We start from the raw sequence: 24,670 nt of genomic DNA, 5'->3' as shown, positions 1-24,670 counted from the left end.
CCCCGCCGCATCGAAGACTTTTCGGATTTGTCCGGCAGTCCCTGACGAAGGCGAAAACTTATGACCGGCGCTCCGGTGATTCACGTTGTAGATGACGACCCATCGTTTCGAACGGCAATTTCCCGTTTGCTAAAGATCTCGGGCTACCAAGTCGCGGATTACGAATCCGCAGCTTACTTCCTGCGAAGCATCAAAGACGCCAAACCGGGCTGCCTGCTGCTCGATGTCCAGATGCCATCTTTCGGCGGATTGCAGTTACAGGAAGAGCTCGCCAAGCTATCGCCGGACTGGCCGATTATCTTCATGACCGCGCATGGAGATATCCCCACCAGCGTACGTGCCATCAAGGCCGGCGCCGAAGACTTTCTCTCCAAACCGGTGTCCAAGGACACCTTGTTACCCGCGATCGAGCGGGCGCTGGTTCGCTATGCAGGGATGCGCGAGAGCAGGGACCAGCTGCACTCTCTCAGATCGCTTGTCGAGACACTAACGCCCCGGGAAAGCGAGGTGTTTTCACTGATGGTCCGCGGCAGATTGAACAAGCAAATTGCTCACGCGCTGGGTACATCCGAGCGAACTGTCAAGGCGCATCGGCACGCGGTAATGCAGAAGTTGCAGGTTCAATCCTTCGCCGAAGTTGTCTCTATTGCGGAGCGCGTCGGATTGCTGACGGCACCTTCAGCCGGCACCGGCACGTAAGGCTCATATCAACAGACTCACCTTTCGCTGACGGCGTCCGGCGGGCGCCGCAACCCACGGTCTGCCCCAAAGGACAATATCACCCAGCTCCCCGGTGTGCTGTTTTCTGTCCCGGAAGAGCGGGTTGCCACAGTCGTTACGCGAGGGCTTCGATGATCATGCATCAGTGGGTCACGACTGTGCTGGAGATGTCATCCGATAGGACAAATCGGCCCTGCCATGATCTTGTGAGGCAGGCGGAGGCGCTGGCGCTCTCCGACCTGGATGAACCGCTTCACATTGCGGCGCTTTGTCGAGGTCTTGCAGTCAGCGAACGAACGCTACGCAAGGCGTTTCACAAGGTCCATGGCATCCCGCCGTGCCGGCACCTCAGAATGTTGCGATTGTCCGAGGCTCGCCTTGCCCTTTTATCCGCAGATAGCCAACTCGCCACCGTAACGGAAATAGCGACGAGCTTCGGTTTTGTGGAGTTGGGACGCTTTTCAGTCGAATACCGGAAACTATTCGGCGAAAGTCCCTCGAAGACACTGCACGCGCATCGCCGGATATGACGTTTGCAGTCAATGGCGCTGCTGACCACAGATCCGGTCTTCCATTTGGAGTGTAGGCCGGCGTAATTTTCGAGCATCAGTTTGGGCCGATTTTGCACAGCGGCGATTGTGGCGAGACATTCAATCCCTGGACCGACACAGTCCAGTTCTCGGGGGCATGAAATGACACGTAAGGTATCCGAACAAAAAATCAGTCGTAGCATCTTGCTCACTTGCTGTGACGATGTTCGGATCTGCGTACGTGGCAGCCTACGCTGACGAAAGTGGAGTTTCATACTGGCTCCCGGGTCGGTTCAGCAGCCTCGCGGCCACGCCTCAGGTGCCCGGATGGTCCATGGCGGAGGTCTATTATCATACGTCGGTATCGGCGTTCGGTGCCGCAGCCGCGGCCAGGGAGATTCAGATCGGTCGATTTCCCCCGGGCGGTGAACGCCAATCTGAATCTGCATCTGAACGCGCAGGCCGACCTGGTACTGCTCAACCCGACCTACACACTCGCAACGCCCGTTCTGGGTGGGCAACTGGCGGTCGGTGTCACGGGCATCTTCGGGCGAGCCAGCACCAGTCTGGACGGGACGCTCACCACAGCTATCGGTCCGCTCGTCACGACCCGCACGGGAAGCATCTCAGATCTGCTTACATCGGTGGGAGACCTGTATCCGCAAGCGACACTGAAATGGAATGCCGGCGTGCATAATTTCATGACGTATGTGACTGGAGACATTCCGGTCGGGGCTTACGATCTCAGCCGCCTCACCAACCTCGGCATCGGTCATGGCGCCATCGATGGCGGCGGCGGCTACACCTATTTCAATCCGGCAACCGGCCACGAATTTTCGGCGGTCGCTGGGTTGACTTACAATTTCAAGAACCAGGACCCCAATACCAGAACGGGATCGATTTCCACGTCGATTGGGGTGCATCCCAGTTTCTGTCGAAGCAGGTCTTTGTCGGCCTTGTCGGATATGCATATCAACAGATCACGGACGATTCGGGCCAACATCCTATCCTCGGTGGCTTCCGCTCTCGCGTCGTCGCAATTGGCCCACAGATCGGATATCTATTCCCCGTGGGAGACCTGCAGGGCTACCTCAATTTGAAGGGATACGGCGAATTCGCAGCGGAGAACCGGCCGGCGGGTTGGAATACCTGGCTGACGTTCTCGATCTCGCCCATGGCGCCTGTCAGCACCGTGGCGCCGACCCGGCGAATGGCGACGAAATGAGGCTCTTGGGCGATCCTACCGGGCTCGCCCGAAATTGCCGTATACTGTCGCGACAGGACTTGGTGGTGCAGGACATATCCAATGAATGTTGGCTTTAGGCGCCGTGGAAGTCCAATCGTGCTGCTTCTGGCTGCACTGATCATTTGTTACGTCACGCTCAGCTACCTGATTTTGCCCGCGACATGGTCGCGGATCGAGCACGAGCCTGGACTCGCAAAACGAGCAATGTTGACGTCGACGGCACAAGGAATACCTGGAGGTCCGATCAACGTAGGCTTCATCGGAAGTCATCAAGACGTAATCCGCGCCTTTCACGCTGCTGGCTGGAATCCTGCAGATTCCATCACTTTGCGGAGCAGCTTGACATCATAGGCAGCGTGTTACTCGATCTGCCTTATAGAGATGCGCCTGTTAGTCCGCTGTTCTTCGAAGGACGCCAACAGGATCTGGCGTTTGAAAAGCCCGACGGTGTCAGCGCGGATCGCCGCCAACATATCCGCTTATGGGCTATACTCGACGTTGGAACCGATGGGAGGCCAGTTTGGCTCGGGGCGGTCACGTTCGACAACGGAGTCACTCTCAGCCGCGATACTGGCCAAGTGACGCACCGCATCGCTCCAGACATTGACAAGGAGCGAGGCCGGCTGATCGGCTCACTCAACAATGCTCTTATGCTCACTGCCATTTACCAAATGAAAGGAATTGGTCCCACTCTGAATGGCCGGAATGGTGAAGGTGACCCCTACTACACAGATGGAGAGATATGGGTAGCCACGCTTGTTCGCAACGGAGACAAGGCCGAGAAGCTTGCCACAATGGCGCCGCCGCCCGTGTTGATCCAGACGAAGGACGCATTGTTCTCGTATCTCGCAGGCGGCTGAGACAATTGATCAGCCCGGCGGTGAACTGTCACGTCTCGCCTCGGCTATTTGCCCGGGGCACCTGCCTGATCGGTTGTGAGGCCCAATGAGTTGGCGGCCCCAGAACGCTGGTTCGTCAGCGAAACGCTGTTTGATCATTCCCATCACCGAAGTGACATCCTCGAACGCCCTATCGTGAGCATCGTCTCCAGCCTTCGCAAGAGTTGTCAGGTCGAAGATAGCTATTCCATCTCGAGCAAGCTCACTTCGATATGGCTCCAGCTTCGGATCAATGTCCCCAGTCGCGGCACATCTCCCCAAATTTGTCTTGGAGAGACCAAGTGCCTCGTCATCCTGGGACACGAACAAGGCAATCCGCGGTCGCGCAGATCCCATGCGTTGGATTTGTGCGCGAAAGACGTCGACATCGACGTCCGGGGCCACAAGCAGGACACTCTTCAACTTGTCCGGCTTCAAACGAGCAGCGGCCAGTTCGCCACGTATCGATCGCCCGCGCAAAGCTTCCAAAGCCACCCAGTTTCCCATCGAGTGGGCCAACAGGGAACCTTCCGAGACGGAGGGGTAGCCCGTCAACGAGCCGAGCAACTCTTCAAGAGCGTCGCGTGAGTAATTCGCACTTTCCCGGTCATACGTATAGGCCCGCAACCGCAGTTCGCCGCGGGAAGGCCAAGTAAACAGCACCGGGATGACGGCGCCTTCGGTGTAGCCATGAATATGCGACTTCGACCTATAGCTTGCCAGTGGGGATATCTGTCTTGCAGACCCCTGTCCAATGCCGCCCCACGAGAACACAACTCCGGGTACGATCCCCAGCCGAGCGCCCGCGCGCCTATTTGGCCTTCGCAAACTCTTCAACGGCTGGTGCCTTGCGAAGCAGCGTTCGGCGGTGGCCCATCAGATATTGCAGTCTGTGAGCGGCGAGGCTCAGAGCGGCAACGTCGGCGTTGTCGGTACCCTCGCCGTTCGCGTTCCTGGCAAGCTCAACTTTCAGTATGTCGTCAATCTTCTTCTCGATCTCCTGCAATTCGGCTTCGCTCTCGGCACCCTTGATCTCACGGCCGAGTTCGTACAGCGGTTCAAGCATGCTCTTGGTTGCAACGTCCGAGCCGGCGAAGCGCCAGGCTGCTACGACAATCGAGATCAGAGAGCCGAGCAGCAGCGAACCATAATAGAGCTTGTCGTCATATTTATCGAGGAAGCTTTGCTGGTTGCCGTTGTAGTACACGGCGGCTCCCGGATGGATCGGTATGAGCGCATCGGCATCCGTGCTGGGAGCGCCGGCTTGCGCCAAAATCGGATACTGGGACAGCAAATCCCTGCGAACGTCGACCAGCGATTGCGTCAGGTCTGTGATCGTGTCGGCATCGACCGATTTGTTGGCGACAAGATAAAAAGGACTCGCAGCGACGTAAGATCATCTGACGGCACCGGCGGCGCTCCGCGCAAAGTTCCCTTTGAATGTCGTAACTCTCATAGGATTGCGCGACATTGGCAACCGCCCCGGCCGACTCGATTTCGATGAGCTTCGGAGCCGACCCCTTTCCGCCATTCTGCTGAAAAAATTCGCGGACTTTCGCCAGGTATTTCTCGGTAAGAGGAACAACAGCAAGCAGGGCGTGAACCTTTCTCGACGACAGCGCGGCCGCCGCCTCCCCAATGGCAACGTTCTGGAAGCTGACCTTGGCGCGATCGAACGGATAGACTTGCTTCAAGGCTTCGACGACTTCCCCATTAGCGTCCCCACTGATGACGCCGATGGTTGTGTTGCGCAGATCGCCCAGGCTGTCGGCGCTCCCGGCCGACGGAGCCATGATCAGAACTACGCCGTGGGTCAGAAGAAGCACGCTTCGCGCGTCTGAAAGACCGCCGGTATCGCCACGAACTACGGCAAGATCGGCTCTGCCCCCCACCAGCATCTCGGACGCCCCCGCCGACGTGCCCGCATTGACGACCTTCAGTCGGACATGAGCGCCCGATGCCGTGAGGCGGGCCGAGATCGCCGAGATCAGCAACTGGGCTTCGCCATCAGACGATCCTGTGGCAACTGTTAGAAAAACGGGTTTGGCAAAATGGCGATAAACGAACCAGCCACCGCCAAGGACGGCGGCAGTTGCAACCCCGACAAGCACGATCCGCAGCCATCGCGGCAGGTTGGTGACGAGCTTCGCCATAGCATGCCCCGCGTGACCGACGTCCCTTAGGAGACGCGCAACAGGCCTCATGCCCAACGAGCTACGGCCACACCCTTCATACGAACACGCTGGACTGTCCGTCTATGCAAAATCGGACGTGAGACATGCCTTGAGTTGTGAAGGGGTTTCCGCAGTCGTTCTCGGGCTTTGAGCCGATCGGCGCCCGCGCGCTCACGCGTTACACGACGACCGTTTTTGCATAGCCGTCGCAGGTATGCGCCCGGTAGGCTTGGCGTCAAGTTGCTCAAGCTGGCACGGCAGCCCCGAATACATTTGAGAAGGATATTCACATGTTGACAAAACGCGATCTGCTTCGCTCCGCTGCGGTAGCCGTGATTACCGTGCCAATGGTGAAGTCTGCCCCCGTGAGTGCGCAGAGCAAGCCCGAATGGCCTGACATCCGAGAGGCCAAAGCCATCGCCGAGGAAGGATTTATCTACGGCCTACCCATCGTGATGAACTACGCGGTCATGTACGAGTTCTCCGTGGACAGCACGAACAGCCAGTTCAAGGCGCCGTTCAATCAGATCAAGAACCTGGCGCACGTCGCGACCTACAAGGACACCGCTGTCGTGACGCCCAACAGCGACACGCCATATTCCACTCTCTGGTTCGATCTGCGCGCCGAGCCGCTCGTCGTTTCCGTTCCGGCCGTGGAGAAAACTCGCTACTATACGGTCCAGTTGATCGACGGCAATACCTTCAATTTTGGCTATATCGGCAGCCGCGCGACCGGGAACGATCCCGGCGACTACATGGTCGTCGGGCCGAACTGGCAGGGAGCTAATCCGCCCGGAATCAAGAAAGTGTTCCAATCCTCGACCCAGTTTGCTTTCGCTGCCATTCGCACCCAACTATTCAACCCGGCAGACATGCCGAACGTCGAGAAGGTTCAGGCCGGCTACAAGGCGCAGCCGCTTTCGACCTATCTCAAACAGCCCGCGCCACCAACTGCACCCACGATCGATTTTCCCAAAGTCGACGCGGATCTCGTGAAAAAGAATTTCTTCGAGTATCTGGACTTCGCGCTCCAATTCGCGCCGGCAGGGCCGGAAGAACGCACTATCCGCGAGAAACTGGCGCGGATCGGTGTCGGCGCGGGCAAGACGTTCGCCTTCAAGGAGCTTCCGCTCACCCACAAATTTGAAATCGGCATCGGAATGAAGGACGGCGAGGAGAAGGTCGAGAAGTATCTCGCAACGGGCAGCAAGAACATCAACGGCTGGAAAGTCGGCTCGCTGTTCGGCGACCGATTGTTCTATAGCGGTGACTGGCTGAAACGGGCTGCCGCAGCCAAGGGCGGCATATATGGCAACGACGCCGTTGAGGCCGTCTACCCGCTCACCAGAACGCTTGCCAACGGCGAGGTTCTCGATTGCTCAAAGCACAATTACTCGATCACGTTCGCCGCCGGGCAATATCCGCCGGTGGAAGCCTTCTGGTCGGTGACCATGTATGACGGCAAGACACAACTGCTCATCGAAAATCCAATCAACCGATATCTGATCAACTCGCCAATGCTGCCCGGTATGAAGAAGAATGCAGATGGGTCTCTCACACTGCACCTCCAAAAGGAGTCGCCTGGCGCCGACAAGGAATCCAATTGGTTGCCAGCGCCGAATGGCGAAATCTACCTGGTCATGCGGCTCTATTGGCCCAAGACCGAAGCCCCATCGATCCTGCCACCAGGCTCAGGCACCTGGCAGCCGCCCGGCATCACGTTGGCGTAAGAATCTATTTCGGTCGTGTGCTGATGCGATTGTCGGCTGCTGACAAGGAGAGAATGATGATGCGCACGACGAGACTGCTTTGCACTACGGTCGCGGTGCTCATGATCGGTGCGGGGGCTGCATCCGCGCAGACCTACAAGATGACGACGCCTTTCGCACCAGGCGTCGCCGTGCCGGACAACATCGAGTCCTCGATCGGGACGCTGAATCTCAATTACGGCTACCCGTCAGCCCACACCGTTGAAAAGATCTACGATAACCTGGACCGCTCGCGCGCCCTTCAGGCTTATCTACTCGCGATCCCAATCGTAAATCAGGCCGGCATGCGCGAATCGCTGCGCAAGTTCGGACCTGATAACCAGACCAACGTGATTTGGGAAGGCTTGATGGATTCGAAGACCGTTGCGCTCACTGGCAACGACAACACGGTCTACAATTTCAGTTGGGTCGACACGAGCAAGGGTCCGGTCGTGGCCGAGATCCCTCCCAAGGTGCTCGGGACAGTGGACGACTTCTGGTACAAGTGGGTGGGCGACATCGGCTTCACCGGGGCCGACAAGGGCCAAGGCGGCAAGTACCTCCTGTTGCCGCCCGGATTCAACGGTGACATCCCGCCGGGTTATCACGTTTTGCGGCCGAGCACTTTCGGCAGCTACTTTGTCTTTCGCGCTTTCGTTGTGGACGGCTCCACCAAGCCGGCGGTCGATTCGGTCAAGAAAGACCTGCTTATTTATCCGTTGGCCGAGGCCGCCAGCCCGCCGCCCATGAGATTTGTCAATGCCTCCGGAATTCCGTCGAACTTTGTCTCACCGGGCAACTACTCGTTCTGGGCTCTGTTGAACCAGGTCATCCAGGAGGAGCCTGCGGAGGGTTCCGATCCTACCACCTTGGGCCTGTTTGCCTCGATCGGCATCGTGAAGGGAAAGCCCTTCAACCCTGACGAAAGGATGAAGAAGATCCTCACTGATGCCGCCAACATCGGCGCCGTGACGGCACGCACAATCGCTTTCAAAATTCGTCCGAAGGATGCGTATTTCTATCCAGACAGTGCATGGCGCCTGCCGTTTTTGGGCGGGTACAAGTTCGAGACGGCGCCGGGCGTCAGCAATCTCGACGGCGCAGTCTTCTACTATTACTTTGCCATCGCCGTGACGCCTGCAATGGAAGAAAAAGATGGTGGGCCGCGGGTCTCAGTACCCTTGGTCGGTGCAGGACGCGAAGGGCAGTCCCTTCGATGACGGCAAGAACTACAAGCTGCGGCTGCCGCGCAACGTCCCGGTCAAGGATTTCTGGTCGGTCATCGTTTACGACAACCAGACCCGCTCGATGGTGCAAACCGACCAACAGGCTCCCAGCGTCAGCAGCCAGAGTAAGGACGTCAAGACCAATGCGGATGGCTCGGTGGACGTCTACTTCGGACCGAAGGCTCCCGCGGGAATGGAGAACAATTGGGTACAGACGATTCCGGGCAAGGGCTGGTTCATGTTGCTGCGCCTCTATGGCCCGCTGGAACCATGGTTCAACAAGACCTGGCGGCCCGGCGAGATCGAACTCGTCAACTGAGCATGGAATATCTCCTCGGGCTCGGACGATGCGGCCCCTTCACGGGTTGACAGCGTTCAGATGTCTCTCGCGCACGCAAAAGACTGAGTGCAATGTATCAAGATACGCCAACCGTCATCCAGCTATCGCATGTGATCTCTCAGTCGGCGGCTCCAGCGTTTCTCCTGGGAGCTTTGGCAGCTTTCATTGCTGTCCTGATTTCCCGCCTGAACAGGATCATCGACAGGACGATCGTCCTGAACGGGATAGACGAGCAAGACCAGGTAAGGTCCAGGCTAAAACTCGATCTTCCGCGCCTCATGCGCCGCGCGGTGATGCTGAACCGGGCAATATTCTGGGCGGTCATCGGCAGTATAGCAGTGACAGCGCTTGTGATGGTCGCGTTCGCAAGCGCCTTGCTTCAGATACGGCACGAGCACGGTGTGGCCATTCTTTTTATAGTCGCTCTGGCCGCATTCGCCATAGCGTTGGTCGATTTTGCGCGCGAGGTGCGGATTGCGCTGAGCGAATTCGATCATTACGGTTGATGCAGGTGGTTAGGACCACCCGGCTGCCAGGCCGACGTGAAGATCAGGGTTTGCGGACCCACTGATCCATCTGGAGGCACGTCAGCAGACTAAGGTAGCTTGGCGTACCACCGACGGTCTCCATGCCGGTGCAGCTCTCTTTCTGCGCGACCGACATTTTCGACCACAGCGCACCAAGCTGGCGCCGCGCCCTTTGCTCATCATTGATGCAATTCTTGAGAGACTGATCGACCGTGAGCCCGGCCGTAGCTGCAAGATCGAGCTTGCAACTCCGGCCCACGTCGAACTTCGGCACGCTATCGGCTACTGGCATGAGCAATTGGGAACCCAGAATCATCATCGAGATCGAGATTGGCATGATGGCACCCTGCCTGTTTGAGGTCGCTCTCTCAACAGCTCCTTGCGCAGCCTGTATCCAGTCGTGGGCTTTCGTCTATGCAAAATCCGACAGGTCGACGCTCGACGTTTGTCAAAGAGCAACGGGCGGCGGGGGTCGAATTTGCATAGACAAGGAAGTCCGGCCTCCTTGAAAATCTCTCGGACAATCAGGAGATGCGGACATGCGAACCCTAATTGCACATTCGGCGATACTCATATTTTTGCTGTTGGCCTCAAGCACAATCACCCTGGCACAGACGGGTGAGTTCGCCGGTCAAGTTCCTGGTCCTATCGTCCATGAGGGCTGGCGGCTTCAAGACCAATTTCAAAATGCCCGATCGAAAACTTCCATCCGGTCAGTGGCTCGCACGGCCGGGAGCAACGATGGCCTGCAGTCTGCGAGGCCAGCGGCAAGCGTTACGTTCGCCAAGACAACGAAAGGCGGTCGATGAGGCCGTGGCAGCTTGCGCAATTCGCTCTGGCTTTCTCCCTCTCAGGCGCTTCTGTCAATCTTTATCAAGGCAAGAGTTCGAACTCGATTTCATTTCATTCGATTGGGAAGACATCGACTTGAGGCCTCTGAGTTGGAGCAACGAGTTGTTGAACGGGCCACAGGTGCTTGCGCTCTTCAAAGAGGTGAATGGACGGAACGTTGAGCATCCATAGGCTGCCCTGAACACGCATTCTCGCCATGAGGAGCGTTTGTCGCCACTCATGTAGTGCCGGACACAAAGCTAGTTGGACGCAGGGCACGCCGGAAGCGACGCCGCACAAAACGGGATCGATTACTGAGCGGGACATTTGTCGCACGAGAGCGTCAAAATGACGTCAAAACGCGTCTAGCAGTTTGCTGAAAAATCTTGAAATGGAGAGTTTTCTTCTGTCCGGTCGTTGTTGGGGCGGCGTGGCGGAGTTGGATGTGATTTCTAGCCTGGTGTTGGGGGCACCCTGACGCTGGGTGGCTAAGGGGCAAGCAGTTTTGGAATGCGGATCAGGTTGTAGGCGATCAGATTGAGCAGGAAGTCGGCGGCGACGCGAGCGATGCCGCGATGTTTGGTCTTGCGCATGGTGCCGTGTTGCTTGCCCCATCCGAAAATGCACTCGACCATCGCCCGGCGCGATTGCGACATGCCGTACCCTGGATGCCGCGTGGTTCGTTCGTCGATGGCGCTGTTGCGGGTCTTTTTGGTGACGGCCTGGTTCTGTGTCACATGCGGCGTCACGCCGATGGCGCGAAGATTGGCGACATGATCGGCGGTATCGTACGCCTTGTCCTCACCGGCCGTGATGCGGCGGCCTGCGGCTTTGCGTCTCGCCTTCAGCATGGTCTCCGAAGCCCGGCGTTCGGCGGTGCCATTGGCATGCGTGACCCTGCCGGCCACCGCCAGCCCATGCCGGTTCTCCATGGTGGCGTGGCCCATATAGCAAAGCTTGGCCTCCCGTCCGGCCGCCTTGCGATAAAGCCGGCTGTCGGGGTCACTGGTGCTCGCGATGGGTGTCGTTCTTGCGCTTCTGGCCATGGAAGTTCGCGCCGTCATCATCGTCGCCGCTGCCGTCCTTGGGACGAAAGCTCTTCTGTGAAGCCCAGGCTTCGATCAGCGTTCCATCCACCGAGAAGTGCTCGTCCGACAGCAGCGGCTTGACCTGTGGATGGTTGAGAAGCCTGGTCATGAACTTCGTGAATACATCGCCGTTCTGCAGCCGCTCCCGGTTCTTGGTGAAGGTGGTCGGGTCCCAAACCGGATCGTCCGGCGACAGTCCCACAAACCACCGATACAAAAGATTGTAGTCCAGTTGCTCCATCAACTGACGTTCCGAGCGGATGCCGTAGAACACCTGCAGCAGCAGCGCACTTAGCAATTGCTCCGGAGGGATCGAAGGACGTCCCTCGCTGGCGTAGAGCCTCCCAAGGCTGCGGTTCAAATCACTCAAAACATCCCGGACAAGTTCCCGGACCTTCCGCAGCGGGTGGTTCGCTGGCACACGCTTATCCGGCGCGATGTACGAAAACAGGCCGCCCTGATCCGTAAACCTGCCGCGCATGATCGCCTCCGCCGATTCGAGATGATAAGTGAATCATCAAGCCCTCTCCGTGGCGAGGGGTTCTTCAGCAGACTGCTAGCTAGACGTTCTCACTCTGTGCTTGGAGCCTGGGAGGCTAGCTACTTGATTTCGCTGATGGAATGATGGTGGGCGCACCAGGGCTCGAACCTGGGACCCGCTGATTAAGAGGCGTATGATTTGCCAAGAAAATCAATGCCCATTCCGGCAACTGGACCGCTAGACCTGCGTTGAACTTTCAGTACGTTTTCGCCGTGTCGGAATGACTTGTTGTCTCAATTTGACCGGACAGGAGAAAGCCCATCGTCCTCGCCGGGGGGTCCAGTCGGGAGACCGCTACATGTTTAAGCCCACTACCCTGGAGGCGCTGTTTTCTTACCGGAGGGCAGCTTAACTCCCGATCTCGCGCCTTGATAGCCCGCTAGAAGACGCCGTTCTTACGCGATCCACGCACGGCTCCACTGGTACTGGGCTCGACGATGGTTATGCGGCTTGCCCGTAGCCTGCACCGGGTGAACTGTCGCCAGAGTTGCGGCGAAGGTGATCGATATCGACGCGAGAGTGTTCAGCAATTTTTGCAAATCTTCCCCACCGTCTTAACGGCCTTGTTGTTCTCCTGATTGATTTTGGCGTCGCTGTCCTGTTCGTTCGTGGTCGTCGGTTTACCGATGCCGCCCGCAGCGGCGGTATTCTGCGCGTTGGCACCCGCGGAGCCTGACGGAGCCGCAGTACCAGCCGTATTGGTGCCCGGCGTCGATCCCGTGCTGAGCCCATTGCCGCTACCGGTCTGCTGGTTTGGAAGCCGGCCGGTCGCCGGCCTGTTGGTGTTGCCGGTCGCCGTGCTTCCATTTAGTCCGGTGTTTCCTGTAGTCGCTGCCCCGGTCGCCCCACTTCCGTTCGCTCCGGTAGCAGAGTTGCCAATTCCTCCTGCTCCTGGGGATGTCGAAGCTGTGCCTGCAGCACCTGAAGAGGCAGCGCCACCCGTGCCGCCGCTGGCGAATCCGCCCCCGGCTCCACCGCCGCCTCCGCCTGGGCGAACGCGACGTAGGGAACAAGGACGGCCAAGACGAGAGCAATGCGGGAGAATTTCATGTCGTTCACTCCTTTTCCGACCAAGGATACTTCTGTCGGACGTCACGACCTGGAAGCGGGAGAGCCGGTATCCAATCTAAGAGCAGGACGCACATTCAGCCGCGTTCTCATTCGACTTCGCCAAGAACTACTTGTCGCTGCCCTGCCCCGATGAGCCCGTCGTGGCCTTGCTGGTCGCGGGCTGGCCCGTCCGGCCGCTGCCGGGACTGACCCCGCCCGTCGCGTTGTTGCCGTAGCTGTTGCCCTCATTCGTATTGACGGTGCCGCTGGCGTTTGTGCCGGCGGTACCCTGCACGCTCGAAGAATTGGTCGTCGTTTGTCCCGCTGCTGACCCTCCCGAATTGCTCTGCGCGACGGCAAAGGGCAAACTGCCGAAGATTAGGCGTAGAAACATCGCGATACACAGGTCCATCAGTCCGCAGCCAACCACGAGCGAAAAGAACGATCCAAGACCAAGTGTGACCATCTAAGTTTCAAGATCCATCAATCGCCAGGTTGCCAATCGGCGTGCAGACCGCGCCCGATCGCATGTAGGCATCCTGCAGCAGCGCCCGACGACACACAGGCTCGGCTAGGAACGAGCGAGACTGCCCCCGGTTGATCCCACTCATGAGAGCAGATCTCGCATGGCCTACGAAGAACGGGAAGCCGGAAATCTGATCGGCAGTGACAAGGTCGAAGGGACCGCAGTCTATGGTGCCGACAGTCAGCGCATCGGATCGATCGAACGGGTGATGATCGACAAGATCAACGGCAAAGTCGCTTACGCGGTGCTGGGTTTTGGCGGCTTCCTCGAATCGGAGACGACCATTACCCGCTTCCGTGGCAATCGCTGAAATACGACACCAACCTTCGCGGCTACGTGACTGGGATCAGCGATAATCAGCTGAGAGGCGCGCCAAAGTACAGCGACGAGAGTAGCTGGAATTGATCAGACCCTTCGGTCACCCGCACGGTGGACGACTACTACCGGGGCATTCCGGCTCCTAAGGCTGGAGTGGCCCAAGGCGGAGGCGATTGCCGATCGCGCAGCGGCGCCGCTCGGCACGCGGACGTAGCCGTGCAACCAGGTGCGGCGCGGCGGAAAGGCGTCCGCTCATTTCGCCGGCGGACGCAACGGGCTTTCGGCCCACTTCCGCGCAGTCAGGTACAGCGGGTCATCGTCGCAATCGGTGCAGACGTACCGCGGCGGCCCCTCCCGAGCTTCGTCGGGCATAGCGTTCATCGGCCTGCCGCACGCGGCGGCCGGATTGAACTGCCATCTGATTTCCCCTGCGATAGCCAGTCTACTCCTGCCGATCTCGCGATCTCAAGACCCTGCGGGAAATGCATGTGCGTGCCGGCGCTTCTTGACCCGAGAGCTTGGGCTACTCAACTCTGGGCATGTGATGTTGTTGCAGGCGTAGTGGAGCAGGAGTTCTACCGAGGTCTCGCGCAGCGGGTCCGGGCCATTGCCGAGAGGGCCGATCCGTTCACCCGACGTCGTCTGCTGGATCTCGCCAAGCGGTACGACGCCAAGGGCGGCACCGGGCGATCCGGAGCAACCGAACGACCGCTGCCGGTCCCGCGCACCACGCCGCCGGCTTCCATCTTTTCCGGATCGGGCGAGGCCTGAGGGCCAGGCGGCGGAAGCCACGATGAGCGCAGGTCTCCGAGCGGCGGACCGCTCCGCCGCCTTCAGTCAAACCGAAGATCCGGCGAACGCCGAATTCCCGGTTTCCACGGTGAAGCTCGCCTAACCAGCAAGCGAACGCTCGAGGAAGAAACGCAGCATCTCCCTGGTCGCGTCCGGCCCGCGCGGATCGGTGTAGGACCCGGCGGGACTGCCTCCTGACCAGGCATGGCCGGCGCCGTGGACGCTCCAGTGCTCGGACGTCGCCCAGCCGCCTCCATCGGCGAGGATGGTGCGGGTGTACGCATGCCCCTCAGGTACTCGCCCGCGAACCACACTGGCTTTCTTGCCCTGAGCTTCGCCGGGCCCATCGAGAACCCGTTCACCGTTGTCCGGATGCACAGTCGTATCGCGATCGCCGTGGAAGACAATGGTCGGCACCGGCGCGCCGGCCGTCCGGATTGCTCCAGCGTTGCCCTGCCGCATAACGGCCAAGGCGGACGGAAGGTCGCTGGCAGCCCCGCAGGGCAGGCCCGAGTGGACGCCGACGGCGGCATAGAGGTCGGAGTACGTCGCGCCCATGATGGCGGCGGCGGCCCCGCCGGCGGACAGGCCTGCGACGTAGACGCGCTTGGGGTCGATAGGGTGTTCCCGCATGATCTTGCGAGTGATGCCCGCGATCAGCGAAGGCTCGCCGCTATCCCGCTGCTGGTCCCCCGTGCGAAACCAATTCCAGCATTTTGACTGGTTGGCTCCGCGCGGCTGCTCCGGATAGACCGCGAAGCAATTCCGCTCCTCCGCCAAAAAATTCATTCGGGTGCCGGCGGCGAAATCGTCCGGTGACTGGGTGCAGCCGTGAAGCATGACGATAAGGGGACGCGGTCCTCCATCAGCGCGGCTCGGGATGAACAGCTTGTACGTTCGGCTTCCCGCCGCGTTGGTGAAGGTGGCAGTGACGAACCTTGTACCGTCAGGTGCGATATCCGCCTTGGACGGCGGAGCGCGTCCGACCGGACCTGGCAGGCTGAATCGGGAAAGATCTTTCATGCCGGCGAATGGCGCCAGGCCTTTGCGCCGTTTGACAGACGTCGCTTGCGTGGACGGGCTGCTCTCCCTCTCCTCGACGACATTGGCCTTCAGGTCGAGTGTCGGCGGCTCGAGCTTCGCGGGCTTGACACACACAGCACCGCCCCTAATCGGTGCGGGGGCGCCATTGCCGCGCAGCATCCGCTGCAGGAGGGCCGTGGCCTCGACGAGTTGGCCGGCACGCGTGAGGCGGGTCGCTTCGCGGACCACGTCGGGATTCAGCATCGTTTCACCTCGTTCTGTCGGCGAGAGCGGCCTTGACCGCGGGAGTGGCATGAAGGGCTCCGAGCACTGAGACCGAGGCAATTGTGGCGCAGGCCAACTCGGGCGTGACGTCTTGGTCGATGCTCGCCAGGCCGAGAACGTTGATGTGCAGCATCTCGCCGGCGCGCCGCGCCCTTTCGAGATCGACGCGGGTATAATTCCGCAGCCCGAGGTCCAGGCTCTTCCGGACCGTCGACTGTTTGACCACATCCGCGTGTCGCTCGAGCTGGTTGCGGATCGCCGTCCGGATGAAATCGGTGCGGTTCGAGTAGAACCCTTCCTGCACCATGAGATCGACTTGGCCGAGGTCGACATAACCCAGATTGATCGTGATCTTCTCGGTATCAGGGGCTCGGGATCGCAATTCGCGGACATTATCGACCATGGGCATATCCATTCTACCATCCGGCTGGATGGTACAAAGATGGTAAATGGGTGCGAGTCGTGCCTTTTCAAGGCCGGCGGCAAACCTGCCTAGCCGCCGCTGGGGACTTCGAAATCGATGCGATCTGCTGCCGCCCGGCTTCCCCACGATGCGTTGGAGCCGCCGGCCTGCACGGAGGCTTAGCCCCAGCATTGGCCGCAATGGACGTCAGTCCGTCATCGGCGACTGCTCATCTGTCGAACTGGTTGCGGGCGCGGTCACATTAGGGCTCGCCCAGCTGCTGAGCCGCCGCGGCATCACCCGGCGCGGCCGCGTCCCTCGATGGGGGTCCGAGCCGACAGACCTTCCGCCGCTTCGGCGGCCTGCAGTTCGCTTCGATAGTCCCTCGCCATCTTCTCGAAGCGCTCCCGGTCGGTACTGCTGTTCACTGCGTGCGCGAAGTGTTGCGCACGGGCGATCTGCTCGATCACGAACTGCTTACCGCTGGGCATGGCTCATCTTTTCGATTCATTGCCAACGTCCAATGCACGGCGGCCGATATTGTTGCCGGAGCGGCATCGAAACGCGAACCGTCCCAACGGCGAACGGGACTTCTTCATCGTCCAAGAACCTTTTCATCGTCCAAGAACCTTTGCTTGAAATCGCTGTCCTGCCGGCGGCGGCATGCTAGGTTTCCGAGCGGCCTGCGCCGCCATCTCATTTGACAGGAGTTGGCAATGCCCATCGCACCGGGGAAGGAGTCGGTATCGGCTCCCAGCCCCGCCACCGAGGTCATCAGACAGGAGCTGCCGTACCGACTGCGACAGCAGTCGCTGCTGGGCGAGTTCGGCCGCTCCGCCATGCAGACCCGCGACATCGGACACATCCTACAGCGCGCGACCGAGCTCTGCGCCGAGGGCCTCGAAACACCATTTGCCAAGGTGCTGGAGTACATGCCCGAGGACAAGCGGCTGCTGGTGCGGGCCGGCGTCGGTTGGGGGCCCGGCACGGTCGGCGAGGTGTCGCTCGGGATCGATATGGAATCCCCGGCCGGCTACGCCTTCCATACTGGCCAAATGGTACTTTCCAATCACTTGCAGGAGGAAACGCGATTCCGGGCGCCAAAGCTGCTGTCGGATCACGGGATCAAGCGGGCGATCAATGTCCTGATCGCAAGGGGCGGCGAAGGCCATCTGCCCTTCGGCGTGCTCGAGGCCGACAGCCCGGATCCCGGACAGTTCGATCGCGCGGATGCCGATTTCCTGGCCGGTTTTGCCGGCTTGCTCGGCATCGCCATCGAGCGGCAGCATGCCGACGCCGACCTCAAGGAAGCGCTCGACCACCAGGCTATGCTGACGCGCGAAATGAGCCACCGCGTCAAGAACAGCCTGGCGTCGGTCGTGGGCCTCCTCCACGTGCAGGGTCGCAACGCGGAGTCGGAAGACGTCCGGAATGCCCTGAAGGATGCAGCTTCGCGCATCACCACGATCGCCCAGGTCCACGACCATTTATGGCGCAGCACGCGGATCGGGTTTGTCGACATCGCGGACTTCGCGGGCGAGCTTTGCCGGAAGCTTCAAGAAACCATGGCGCACAAGGTAAGCTGTGCTTTCGATCCTCTGATGATTTCAGCCGACAAAGCCATTCCGCTGGGTCTTCTGATCAACGAGATCGTGACGAACTCCGCCAAGCATGCTTACCCGGACGGATCCGGTGATATCCGCGTTTCGGGCGCCCGGCACGGCACCGACTTGCGGGTGGAAATATCAGATCAGGGTGTCGGCCTGCCGACGGAGTTCGATATCGACCAGCCACGGGCGAGTCTTGGCTTCAAGGTGATCAAAAGCCTGATCGCCCAACTTGAGGGACGCATTGCAGTGACCTCCAACTCGCCAAAAGGCGTCATGGTCCAGCTTGAGGTGCCCTTGGATGAGAAAACGGGTTTTGCGGCCCGTCCAGTCCCGGGCAGCCGATGCTTGCAGAAGCCGTACCATCCCGGCGCGATCGTCAGCGCGGTTAGAGATGGCGACGGGAACCCGAGACATCTCGCGCTAGATCAGCCAATTTGGACATCTCCTTTTGCGCCCTCGGCACTCGCAATTCTGCAAAGAGCATGGCTAAGGTGCGACCGCAGCCCAAAACAAGTCAGGAGTGCACATGTCAGGCGTTATCGAACGCAACAACGTACATGTCCGTGGCGAGGGCGATCGGGTCATGGTCTTCGCCCACGGTTTCGGCTGCGACCAGAACATGTGGCGCTTCGTTGCGCCCGCATTCGAGAAGGAATTCAGGACCGTCTTGTTCGATCACGTCGGCGCAGGCGGATCAGATTTGTCGGCTTACGATCGAGCCAAATATTCCAGCCTCGGCGGCTATGCGGACGACGTGATGGAGATTGGCCGCGAATTGGATCTCAAGGACGCGGTCTTCGTGGGGCACTCTGTCAGCAGCATGATCGGCGTGCTCGCCGAGCAAAAGTCGACTGGCATGTTCGGAAAGCTGGTGCTGATCGGTCCTTCGGCCCGATACATCGACGACGAGGACTACGTGGGCGGCTTTAGCGCCAAGCAGATCGAGGAACTGCTCCAGTTTTTGGAATCCAACCACATGGGCTGGTCGGCCCAGATGGCGCCGGCCATCATGGGCAATCCGGATCGGCCTGAGCTTGGTGAGGAGCTTACGAACAGCTTCTGCCGAACGGACCCCGAGATCGCAAAAGCGTTCGCGCGGGTGACCTTCACATCCGATAATCGCAAGGATCTGCCGGGCGTCGGCGTCCCGACCTTGGTCCTGCAGTGCAGCGAAGACATCATCGCGTCCCAAGAGGTCGGCGACTACGTGAACCGCAACATTCCCAAGAGCCGGATGATCGTCCTGAAGGCGACCGGCCACTGTCCCAACCTCAGCGCGCCCGATGAAGTGGTTGAGGCGATGCGGACATTCGTCTAGTGGACGTCTCCCGCCCCGACTTCCAGGATCTGGTCGAGAACGCACCGTGCGGGTACATCACCCTGCAGGCGAACGGTCGCGTCGATCAGGTGAACCGGACCTTCCTGGACTGGAGCGGACGTTCGGCGGAGCAGATGATCGGCAAGCGTTTTAGCGATTTCCTGACAATGCCGGGCCGCATCTACTACGAGACCCACATCGCGCCCTCTTGCGTATGCAGGGATCCTTCCAGGAATTCGCCATCGACATGCTGGCTGCGGACGACACTCCGCTGCAGATGATCGCGAACGCAAACGAGCGTCGGGATGCGGATGGCAAGCTGCTGCTGATACGCCTTGCGCTGATCAAGGCGACCGATCGGCGGCGGTACGAACAGGAGCTGCTTGCGGCGCGCGAACTGGCGAAGGCAGCCGAAAAGGCTATCGAGGAGCGCCTGCAGCGCGAGAACGAGGGCCTCCGAGTTGCGCGAGCAGTTCATCGCGGTATTGGGCCATGACCTTCGCAATCCCCTCGCCTCCATTAGCGCCGGTGCCCGCATACTGGACCGCACCGTCCAGAGCGAGAAGGAGCGCCAGATCATCGCGATGATGCAGACGACGGTCATGCGGATGTCCGCGCTGATCGACGACGTGCTCGACTTCGCGCGCGGCCGGCTCGGCGGTGGGATTTCTCTCGACCGCAACGTGTCCGAACCGCTGGAGCGGACTCTCGCCCAGGTGGTCGATGAGCTCAGATTGGCCACGCCCGGCCGGATGATCGAAGCCGAATTCGAGATCGATCGCCCGGTGAATTGCGATCGCACCAGGATAGGTCAGCTTCTATCGAACCTGGTAGGCAACGCGCTGACGCATGGCTCGTCGAACAAACCAGTTGTGGTCCATGCCGAGACGACCGCGATCACGTTCGAACTCTGCGTGTCCAACGCGGAGACCCCATTCCGCCCGAGGCTATGGACAAGCTGTTCGAGCCGTTCTTTCGCGGAAAGGCCCGCCCTGGCCGTCAGGGTCTCGGGTTGGGTCTCTATATCGCGTCCCAGATCGCAGAAGCTCACAAGGGCAAATTGACCGTGACCTCAAGTTCGGAGGAGACCCGCTTCACTTTCTCCATGCCTCTTCAAGCCATGTGAAGAGCGGTTCTGGTCGATACGTTCAAGAAGGCCGGCCATCCGACCCTGCGCCGCTGGGCTATCTCCGTGCTGCACGATCCGCCGCGATCCGCAAATGAGGACACAATCGGTGCAGGTCCCGAGCGGACCCGCAGCGCCCGCGAGGACGCCTTCGATCTCGCTTGTCGCTCCGCCGGCGAGGGCGATCAAGATGACGCCTGCAGCGATTTCGATCGGTTGTACGATCATCAGCCGCCAATCAGGCACTATTCCGGTGTTTCCACAGGGATTTAACAGCCCGAACACCGCGCTACTCTGCGCGCTTACTCCAGGTGCATGAGACTGTCGGAATGCTGGCGACCCGATATGTTGGCGCTGCCAGAGGTAGGTCGTTCGCTGGAGCGCCAGTTAATTAATTCACCTGATGATTCGCTGCCTGACTGACAGCATGTCCTCGACGACGACGAGGCTCGGAAATCGGCGCCACGGTCATATCGTTGCGCAATTTGAAGAATTCCTGGAAGCAAACCCTGATCAGCCGCCGTATCTGGCAGAAATTTGCGCGGCAATCGGAGTTGCTGAGCGTACTCTTCGGGGCGGCTGCGAGGAGCATATCGGGATGGGTCCGATCCGCTATCTGGCTTTGCGAAGAATGCATCTGGCACGTCGTACACTCTTGCTTGCCAATCCCTTGAAAGCCTCTGCTACCCGAATTGCAACCGATCATGGATTCTGGGAGCTCGGTCGCTTTTCGGTCGCATACCGCGCCCTGTTCGGCGAGTCGCCATCGGATTCCTTGCGACACTCTTCAGACGATCGGCCAGCGGTGCCGAATTCTCTCTTATCATTGGCGGATCGCACCTAGCTTACGGGCAAGCGATCCGTGTCGTGCATAGACTTCCGGAAATTGACCAACCTCCATGCGGCGACCAGGCTCAGTCGCGAGCATCGCCCGGCGAGAGCCAGATAAACCGATGTCGCCTATGCTCAGGACGATGCTCGCCTGGAGATGCACCTGAACCCTACATGGCTGGCCGATGTGTCGATCGGCTCGGCATGGCGCGCCGCCGGCCGGTAACGGCGGCAATAGTTCGGTGCGCACAGGTGCGAGCCGCCCTTGAGCACCTTGCGAGGAATCTTGATCTTCGGGTCACGCGGATCATAGCTCGCGTTTTCCGGGCCGCCGCGGGGGTTCTGCGGAATGCAACAGGCCTTCGGCGCATCCGCTTCATGCTTCGGCGAATACCAATCGGTCGTCCACTCCCAGACGTTGCCAATCATATCGTACAGGTCGTGGCCATTGGCCGGAAATGCAGTGACCGGCGAGGTTCGTTCGAAACCGTCGGTTGCGAGATTCTCATGCGGGAAATTGCCCTGCCAGGTGTTTGCCATGTGCTTGCCAGCAGGTGTTAGTTCGTCGCCCCACGCGAATTCAGCGTCGTTCAATCCGCCACGCGCAGCGAACTCCCATTCCGCTTCGGTCGGCAATTCCTTGCCGGCCCATTTGGCATAAGCTTCGACGTCACGGTAAGCGACGTGAATGACGGGATGGTCGTCAAGCCCGCGGATGTTGCTGTGGCGGCCATAAGGCCGGCGCCAGTTGGCGCCGAATGCGAACGTCCACCATTCGCCCCAGTAACGCAGATCAACAGCCTTCTTGGGCGGAGTGAAGACCAGCGAACCGGCCTTGAGCATGTGGGGTAAGGCGTTGGGATAATCCTTCGCGGCGGGCGTCAGCTCGGCGAAGGTGACGTAGCCGGTCGCGTTGATGAACTCGCGAAATTGGCGATTGGTGACGGGCGTCCGGTCCATCCAGAAGCCATCTACCTTCACTCGGTGGACCGGCGCTTCCTCCGGGTAGTGCTTGTCCGACCCCATGCGAAACGTGCCGCCTGGCACGTACACCATCCCGCATCCGCGGGATGCGTGAGCGATTGAGCTGGATGGAATTTCGTATCGGTGAAATTCATTGCAAACTCCGGCTGTCTTCAATCAGTGCCTATGATTTCGATGGTCCACTGCCCGAGCTCGGCCCCTTGCCACTATGCGAGTTCGGCAGAAACGCCGATGCGGCTCTATCACAATCGCTTCGCGTGCCTTTGGCCGAAGATTAACTGGGTTAGACCCCTCACAGCAAGCGGCTCAGGTGCGGACCCGAAATGCCAACTTAACGAGTCCCATCTCCGGAGCAGCACGCCAAATACAACCGGCACAGCCAACGCTGCCGCGATTGGTGATCCGAAAAGCAATAGCCCAACCAGAACGTTGATCGCGCCCAAGCTGACCGGCCCGATGCCACCCCCTTCCCCCGACGATCTGCAACGCGCCCATCGCGAACCTGAATGCCCAGGATAAGCACAACATGGTAGGCCCCGTGAGGGCGGGCACGAGCGGATGTCTCAAAACGAACAAGCCTGCGAGGATGCCCACGATACCGCTAAGCAGCGAACATATCCATGGAGTTGAGCGGTCGACGACGGCCTGGACCAGCCCGAGCAGGCCCGTAGTGAGCCATTAAGATCCGAGGAAGTACGTCAGCGCCACGAGTGTGGCGTTGGGCTGGGTCACGAGCATCAGAGCCGGGATCACTCCGGCAAACCTTGCAGAAGAACCCACCAGATATTTGACTGCTGAGGCAGCAACGCGGTGTTGGTCATGACGAGAGCTCCTACCGCTAATTGTTGGCCGGCGGCACTCGCAGTTGTTCCATCGCCTGTTCGACCGAGAACGAGCCCGGTCTTTGCCGCGGCGGAAATTGCACGAAACTCGCAAGGTGCTGGCCCACGATCGCCTGCGCGGGAACGACGACGAAGGCATGTTCAATGAACCATCGGACGTAGTCGCCGGACTCATGCTGGGCGCGTTCAAACGGATCGGACTTCAGATTATACAGGATAGGCAAGCGGAGCTGAATCATCGGCTGCTGCCAGACACTCAAACCCTCAGCCTTTTGCTCCAGGAACACTGCCTTCCACTGATCATAGCGCAGGCCAGCGAGATTGCCGTCGTCGGTCCAGTAGAAGAATTCGCGGCGCTTATCCGGTCCCTTGTGACTGAGAAGATCGCGCTGGTCATATCCGTCGAGGTGAACCTTGAAAGTTTGCCCGGCTGCATCATAGCCCTGCAGAAGCTTCTCCTTGACAGCTGGCTCGCCGGCCGCCGCGACTAGTGTCGTTGCCCAGTCCTCCGCGGAGAAGACGTCGTTGATCTCGGTGCGCGCCGGCACCAGCCCGGGCCAGCGTATCATCGCAGGGACGCGATATCCGCCCTCCCAGTTCGTGTTTTTCTCGCCCCGAAACGGGGTGGTACCGCCGTCCGGCCAAGTGAAAGTCTCCGCACCGTTATCGGTCGTGTAGATTACGATCGTGTTGTTCGCGATCCCGAGATCGTCGAGTTTCTTGAGCAGTTGTCCAACTTGTCCATCATGTTCCACCATGCCGTCAGGATAGATGCCCAAACCTGTCTTGCCCTGGGACTCCGCCTTGAGCCGGGTCCAGATGTGCATCCGGCTTGGATTGAACCAGACGAAAAAGGGCTTCTTGTCGCGGTTGGCCCGGTCGATGAAATCGGTTGAAGCCGTCAGAAACTCTTCATCAATCGTTTCCATCCGCTTTTTGGTGAGTGGTCCGGTGTCGTCGCACTTCTGCTTTCCCCACGCGCCAAATCGAGCGTCGTCACCGGGCGTATCGGTGGTGGTCGCGATGCATTTCAACACCCCGCGCGGACCAAACATCGCTTTGAAGCTTGGGTTCTTCGGATAATCCGGGTGTTCCGGCTCATCCTCGGCATTCAAATGATAGAGGTTGCCGAAGAACTCATCGAAGCCATGGACGGTCGGCAGAAATTCGTTTCGGTCGCCGAGATGGTTCTTGCCGAACTGAGCAGTCGCATATCCCTGCGGCTTGAGCAGCTCGGCTATGGTCGGATCTTTGCCCGACAATCCTTCCTTTGCTCCAGGGAGGCCGACTTTCAGAAGCCCCGTCCGCAACGGGCTTTGGCCGGTAATGAAAGCAGCCCGGCCGGCGGTGCAAGATTGCTGTCCATAATAATCGGTGAAAATCGCACCTTCGTTGGCAATGCGGTCGATGTTAGGCGTCCGGTACCCCATCATCCCGCGGTTGTAGGCACTGATGTTCCAGTAGCCTATGTCGTCCGCCATGATGACGAGAATGTTCGGCTTTTGCGGCTGTTGAGCCAGAACATAGCCCCCGGTCGTTGACCCGATCGCGGTCAGTGCGGTCAGACTGAGCAGTGTCGATCGAAGCTTGCTTGCAAAGGTCATCGAGTATTTTCCCTACTTCTTCATCGGACGGGATTGTGTTCGAACGAGGGGCTACCTTCTGGTCGCGCGCAGCCCGACCCGTATATCCCGCCGGTCAGATCTTGCTGAA

21 protein-coding genes and 6 pseudogenes are annotated in these 24,670 nt (G+C 59.6%); 15 read left to right on the top strand and 12 right to left on the bottom strand.

Annotation, left to right across the window (positions count from 1 at the left end; translation table 11 throughout):
- Positions 1 to 60: 60 nt before the first annotated feature.
- The 4 genes and pseudogenes from ACTGJ9_RS17265 to ACTGJ9_RS17250 all read left to right on the top strand — a co-directional run bounded on the left by ACTGJ9_RS17265 (position 61) and on the right by ACTGJ9_RS17250 (position 3,356).
- The gene (locus ACTGJ9_RS17265) at positions 61 to 699 is read left to right on the top strand and encodes a response regulator transcription factor (RefSeq protein WP_456678015.1); all 639 of its coding nucleotides are present in this window, start codon (positions 61 to 63) and stop codon (positions 697 to 699) included.
- 152 nt (positions 700 to 851) lie between these two features.
- Complete coding sequence (locus tag ACTGJ9_RS17260) at positions 852 to 1,250, top strand: helix-turn-helix domain-containing protein (protein ID WP_456678014.1); 399 nt, start codon at positions 852 to 854, stop codon at positions 1,248 to 1,250.
- Positions 1,251 to 1,513: 263 nt separating this feature from the next.
- Positions 1,514 to 2,475: pseudogene (locus ACTGJ9_RS17255) on the top strand (SphA family protein).
- 81 nt (positions 2,476 to 2,556) lie between these two features.
- Positions 2,557 to 3,356: pseudogene (locus ACTGJ9_RS17250) on the top strand (LssY C-terminal domain-containing protein).
- Between the two features lie 9 nt (positions 3,357 to 3,365).
- On the opposite strand, the gene ACTGJ9_RS17245 reads toward ACTGJ9_RS17250, so the two are convergent.
- From ACTGJ9_RS17245 to ACTGJ9_RS17235, 3 genes are all read right to left on the bottom strand, one after another.
- A complete protein-coding gene (locus tag ACTGJ9_RS17245; protein ID WP_456678013.1) occupies positions 3,366 to 4,037 on the bottom strand; it encodes an alpha/beta hydrolase in 672 nt (223 codons plus the stop codon).
- A 148-nt stretch (positions 4,038 to 4,185) separates the two neighbouring features.
- Entirely contained in the window at positions 4,186 to 4,581 is a 396-nt protein-coding gene (locus tag ACTGJ9_RS17240; RefSeq protein ID WP_456678012.1) for a hypothetical protein, read from the bottom strand.
- Positions 4,544 to 5,527: a hypothetical protein gene (locus ACTGJ9_RS17235; RefSeq protein WP_456678011.1), complete on the bottom strand. Its 984-nt coding sequence runs from the start codon at positions 5,525 to 5,527 to the stop codon at positions 4,544 to 4,546. Before ACTGJ9_RS17235 ends, ACTGJ9_RS17240 begins: the two co-directional genes overlap by 38 nt.
- Before the next feature lie 311 nt (positions 5,528 to 5,838).
- Here ACTGJ9_RS17235 and ACTGJ9_RS17230 point away from each other — a divergent pair, with 311 nt between their 5' ends.
- The 4 genes from ACTGJ9_RS17230 (at position 5,839) to ACTGJ9_RS17215 (ending at position 9,368) form a co-directional block, all read left to right on the top strand.
- Positions 5,839 to 7,278 (top strand): DUF1254 domain-containing protein, encoded by a 1,440-nt coding sequence (locus tag ACTGJ9_RS17230; protein ID WP_456678010.1) that lies wholly within the window; start codon positions 5,839 to 5,841, stop codon positions 7,276 to 7,278.
- Between the two features lie 53 nt (positions 7,279 to 7,331).
- Positions 7,332 to 8,516: a DUF1254 domain-containing protein gene (locus ACTGJ9_RS17225; RefSeq protein ID WP_456678009.1), complete on the top strand. Its 1,185-nt coding sequence runs from the start codon at positions 7,332 to 7,334 to the stop codon at positions 8,514 to 8,516.
- A complete protein-coding gene (locus ACTGJ9_RS17220) occupies positions 8,485 to 8,841 on the top strand; it encodes a DUF1214 domain-containing protein (RefSeq protein WP_456678008.1) in 357 nt (118 codons plus the stop codon). Before ACTGJ9_RS17225 ends, ACTGJ9_RS17220 begins: the two co-directional genes overlap by 32 nt.
- 92 nt (positions 8,842 to 8,933) lie before the next feature.
- Entirely contained in the window at positions 8,934 to 9,368 is a 435-nt protein-coding gene (locus ACTGJ9_RS17215; protein WP_456678007.1) for a DUF2721 domain-containing protein, read from the top strand.
- Between the two features lie 43 nt (positions 9,369 to 9,411).
- On the opposite strand, the gene ACTGJ9_RS17210 is transcribed toward ACTGJ9_RS17215, so the two are convergent.
- From ACTGJ9_RS17210 to ACTGJ9_RS17195, 4 genes and pseudogenes are all read right to left on the bottom strand, one after another.
- The gene (locus ACTGJ9_RS17210; RefSeq protein WP_456678006.1) at positions 9,412 to 9,726 is read right to left on the bottom strand and encodes a hypothetical protein; all 315 of its coding nucleotides are present in this window, start codon (positions 9,724 to 9,726) and stop codon (positions 9,412 to 9,414) included.
- Between the two features lie 982 nt (positions 9,727 to 10,708).
- Positions 10,709 to 11,789 (bottom strand): annotated as a pseudogene (locus ACTGJ9_RS17205) (IS5 family transposase).
- An 867-nt stretch (positions 11,790 to 12,656) separates the two neighbouring features.
- Positions 12,657 to 12,899: a hypothetical protein gene (locus tag ACTGJ9_RS17200; RefSeq protein WP_456678005.1), complete on the bottom strand. Its 243-nt coding sequence runs from the start codon at positions 12,897 to 12,899 to the stop codon at positions 12,657 to 12,659.
- A 127-nt stretch (positions 12,900 to 13,026) separates the two neighbouring features.
- Positions 13,027 to 13,365, bottom strand: coding sequence for a hypothetical protein (locus ACTGJ9_RS17195; RefSeq protein ID WP_456678004.1), 339 nt, complete (start codon positions 13,363 to 13,365; stop codon positions 13,027 to 13,029).
- Between the two features lie 160 nt (positions 13,366 to 13,525).
- Here ACTGJ9_RS17195 and ACTGJ9_RS17190 point away from each other — a divergent pair.
- Positions 13,526 to 13,830: pseudogene (locus tag ACTGJ9_RS17190) on the top strand (PRC-barrel domain-containing protein).
- A 474-nt stretch (positions 13,831 to 14,304) separates the two neighbouring features.
- Positions 14,305 to 14,514, top strand: a complete 210-nt coding sequence (locus tag ACTGJ9_RS17185; RefSeq protein ID WP_456678003.1) for a hypothetical protein — start codon at positions 14,305 to 14,307, stop codon at positions 14,512 to 14,514.
- 120 nt (positions 14,515 to 14,634) lie between these two features.
- Here ACTGJ9_RS17185 and ACTGJ9_RS17180 read toward each other — a convergent pair whose 3' ends face one another.
- From ACTGJ9_RS17180 to ACTGJ9_RS17170, 3 genes are all read right to left on the bottom strand, one after another.
- Positions 14,635 to 15,822, bottom strand: a complete 1,188-nt coding sequence (locus ACTGJ9_RS17180; protein ID WP_456678002.1) for an extracellular catalytic domain type 1 short-chain-length polyhydroxyalkanoate depolymerase — start codon at positions 15,820 to 15,822, stop codon at positions 14,635 to 14,637.
- Positions 15,823 to 15,826: 4 nt separating this feature from the next.
- Entirely contained in the window at positions 15,827 to 16,246 is a 420-nt protein-coding gene (locus tag ACTGJ9_RS17175) for a CopG family transcriptional regulator (RefSeq protein ID WP_456678558.1), read from the bottom strand.
- A gap of 296 nt (positions 16,247 to 16,542) precedes the next feature.
- Positions 16,543 to 16,737, bottom strand: coding sequence for a hypothetical protein (locus ACTGJ9_RS17170; RefSeq protein ID WP_456678001.1), 195 nt, complete (start codon positions 16,735 to 16,737; stop codon positions 16,543 to 16,545).
- Positions 16,738 to 16,962: 225 nt separating this feature from the next.
- On the opposite strand from ACTGJ9_RS17170, the pseudogene ACTGJ9_RS17165 reads away from it, so the two are divergent.
- The 4 genes and pseudogenes from ACTGJ9_RS17165 to ACTGJ9_RS17150 all read left to right on the top strand — a co-directional run.
- Positions 16,963 to 18,156, top strand: a pseudogene (locus ACTGJ9_RS17165) (sensor histidine kinase); the annotation flags it as partial.
- 226 nt (positions 18,157 to 18,382) lie between these two features.
- Positions 18,383 to 19,174: an alpha/beta fold hydrolase gene (locus tag ACTGJ9_RS17160; protein WP_456678000.1), complete on the top strand. Its 792-nt coding sequence runs from the start codon at positions 18,383 to 18,385 to the stop codon at positions 19,172 to 19,174.
- Positions 19,174 to 20,300, top strand: a pseudogene (locus ACTGJ9_RS17155) (PAS domain-containing sensor histidine kinase). Before ACTGJ9_RS17160 ends, ACTGJ9_RS17155 begins: the two are co-directional and overlap by 1 nt.
- Positions 20,301 to 20,727: 427 nt before the next feature.
- On the top strand, positions 20,728 to 21,144 hold the full coding sequence (locus ACTGJ9_RS17150; protein ID WP_456677999.1) for a helix-turn-helix domain-containing protein: 417 nt from the start codon (positions 20,728 to 20,730) through the stop codon (positions 21,142 to 21,144).
- 122 nt (positions 21,145 to 21,266) lie between these two features.
- Here the strand turns inward: ACTGJ9_RS17150 and ACTGJ9_RS17145 are convergent, their stop codons facing one another.
- Positions 21,267 to 22,187: a formylglycine-generating enzyme family protein gene (locus tag ACTGJ9_RS17145; protein WP_456677998.1), complete on the bottom strand. Its 921-nt coding sequence runs from the start codon at positions 22,185 to 22,187 to the stop codon at positions 21,267 to 21,269.
- A gap of 35 nt (positions 22,188 to 22,222) precedes the next feature.
- Between ACTGJ9_RS17145 and ACTGJ9_RS17140 the strand changes: the two genes are divergently transcribed.
- The gene (locus ACTGJ9_RS17140) at positions 22,223 to 22,393 is read left to right on the top strand and encodes a hypothetical protein (protein WP_456677997.1); all 171 of its coding nucleotides are present in this window, start codon (positions 22,223 to 22,225) and stop codon (positions 22,391 to 22,393) included.
- A gap of 560 nt (positions 22,394 to 22,953) precedes the next feature.
- Here the strand turns inward: ACTGJ9_RS17140 and ACTGJ9_RS17135 are convergent.
- Positions 22,954 to 24,561, bottom strand: coding sequence for an arylsulfatase (locus ACTGJ9_RS17135; protein WP_456677996.1), 1,608 nt, complete (start codon positions 24,559 to 24,561; stop codon positions 22,954 to 22,956).
- Positions 24,562 to 24,670 lie beyond the last annotated feature (109 nt).

This window comes from Bradyrhizobium sp. RDM12 (genome assembly GCF_051917485.1).
Lineage (GTDB): Bacteria > Pseudomonadota > Alphaproteobacteria > Rhizobiales > Xanthobacteraceae > Bradyrhizobium.
Note: the sequence above shows the minus strand (reverse complement) of the source record. Positions and strands in the feature narration are given on the sequence as shown.

Bases quoted from the DNA above. Each gene is read 5' to 3' on its own strand.
- ACTGJ9_RS17235 (WP_456678011.1), bottom strand. From the start codon at position 5,527: ATGGCGAAGCTCGTCACCAACCTGCCGCGATGGCTGCGGATCGTGCTT.
- ACTGJ9_RS17140 (WP_456677997.1), top strand. From the start codon at position 22,223: ATGGAATTTCGTATCGGTGAAATTCATTGCAAACTCCGGCTGTCTTCA.
- ACTGJ9_RS17145 (WP_456677998.1), bottom strand. From the start codon at position 22,187: ATGGTGTACGTGCCAGGCGGCACGTTTCGCATGGGGTCGGACAAGCAC.
- ACTGJ9_RS17175 (WP_456678558.1), bottom strand. From the start codon at position 16,246: ATGGTCGATAATGTCCGCGAATTGCGATCCCGAGCCCCTGATACCGAG.
- ACTGJ9_RS17215 (WP_456678007.1), top strand. From the start codon at position 8,934: ATGTATCAAGATACGCCAACCGTCATCCAGCTATCGCATGTGATCTCT.
- ACTGJ9_RS17200 (WP_456678005.1), bottom strand. From the start codon at position 12,899: ATGAAATTCTCCCGCATTGCTCTCGTCTTGGCCGTCCTTGTTCCCTAC.
- ACTGJ9_RS17210 (WP_456678006.1), bottom strand. From the start codon at position 9,726: ATGCCAATCTCGATCTCGATGATGATTCTGGGTTCCCAATTGCTCATG.
- ACTGJ9_RS17135 (WP_456677996.1), bottom strand. From the start codon at position 24,561: ATGACCTTTGCAAGCAAGCTTCGATCGACACTGCTCAGTCTGACCGCA.
- ACTGJ9_RS17180 (WP_456678002.1), bottom strand. From the start codon at position 15,822: ATGCTGAATCCCGACGTGGTCCGCGAAGCGACCCGCCTCACGCGTGCC.
- ACTGJ9_RS17150 (WP_456677999.1), top strand. From the start codon at position 20,728: ATGTCCTCGACGACGACGAGGCTCGGAAATCGGCGCCACGGTCATATC.
- ACTGJ9_RS17225 (WP_456678009.1), top strand. From the start codon at position 7,332: ATGATGATGCGCACGACGAGACTGCTTTGCACTACGGTCGCGGTGCTC.
- ACTGJ9_RS17260 (WP_456678014.1), top strand. From the start codon at position 852: ATGATCATGCATCAGTGGGTCACGACTGTGCTGGAGATGTCATCCGAT.
- ACTGJ9_RS17160 (WP_456678000.1), top strand. From the start codon at position 18,383: ATGTCAGGCGTTATCGAACGCAACAACGTACATGTCCGTGGCGAGGGC.
- ACTGJ9_RS17195 (WP_456678004.1), bottom strand. From the start codon at position 13,365: ATGGTCACACTTGGTCTTGGATCGTTCTTTTCGCTCGTGGTTGGCTGC.
- ACTGJ9_RS17265 (WP_456678015.1), top strand. From the start codon at position 61: ATGACCGGCGCTCCGGTGATTCACGTTGTAGATGACGACCCATCGTTT.
- ACTGJ9_RS17230 (WP_456678010.1), top strand. From the start codon at position 5,839: ATGTTGACAAAACGCGATCTGCTTCGCTCCGCTGCGGTAGCCGTGATT.
- ACTGJ9_RS17170 (WP_456678001.1), bottom strand. From the start codon at position 16,737: ATGCCCAGCGGTAAGCAGTTCGTGATCGAGCAGATCGCCCGTGCGCAA.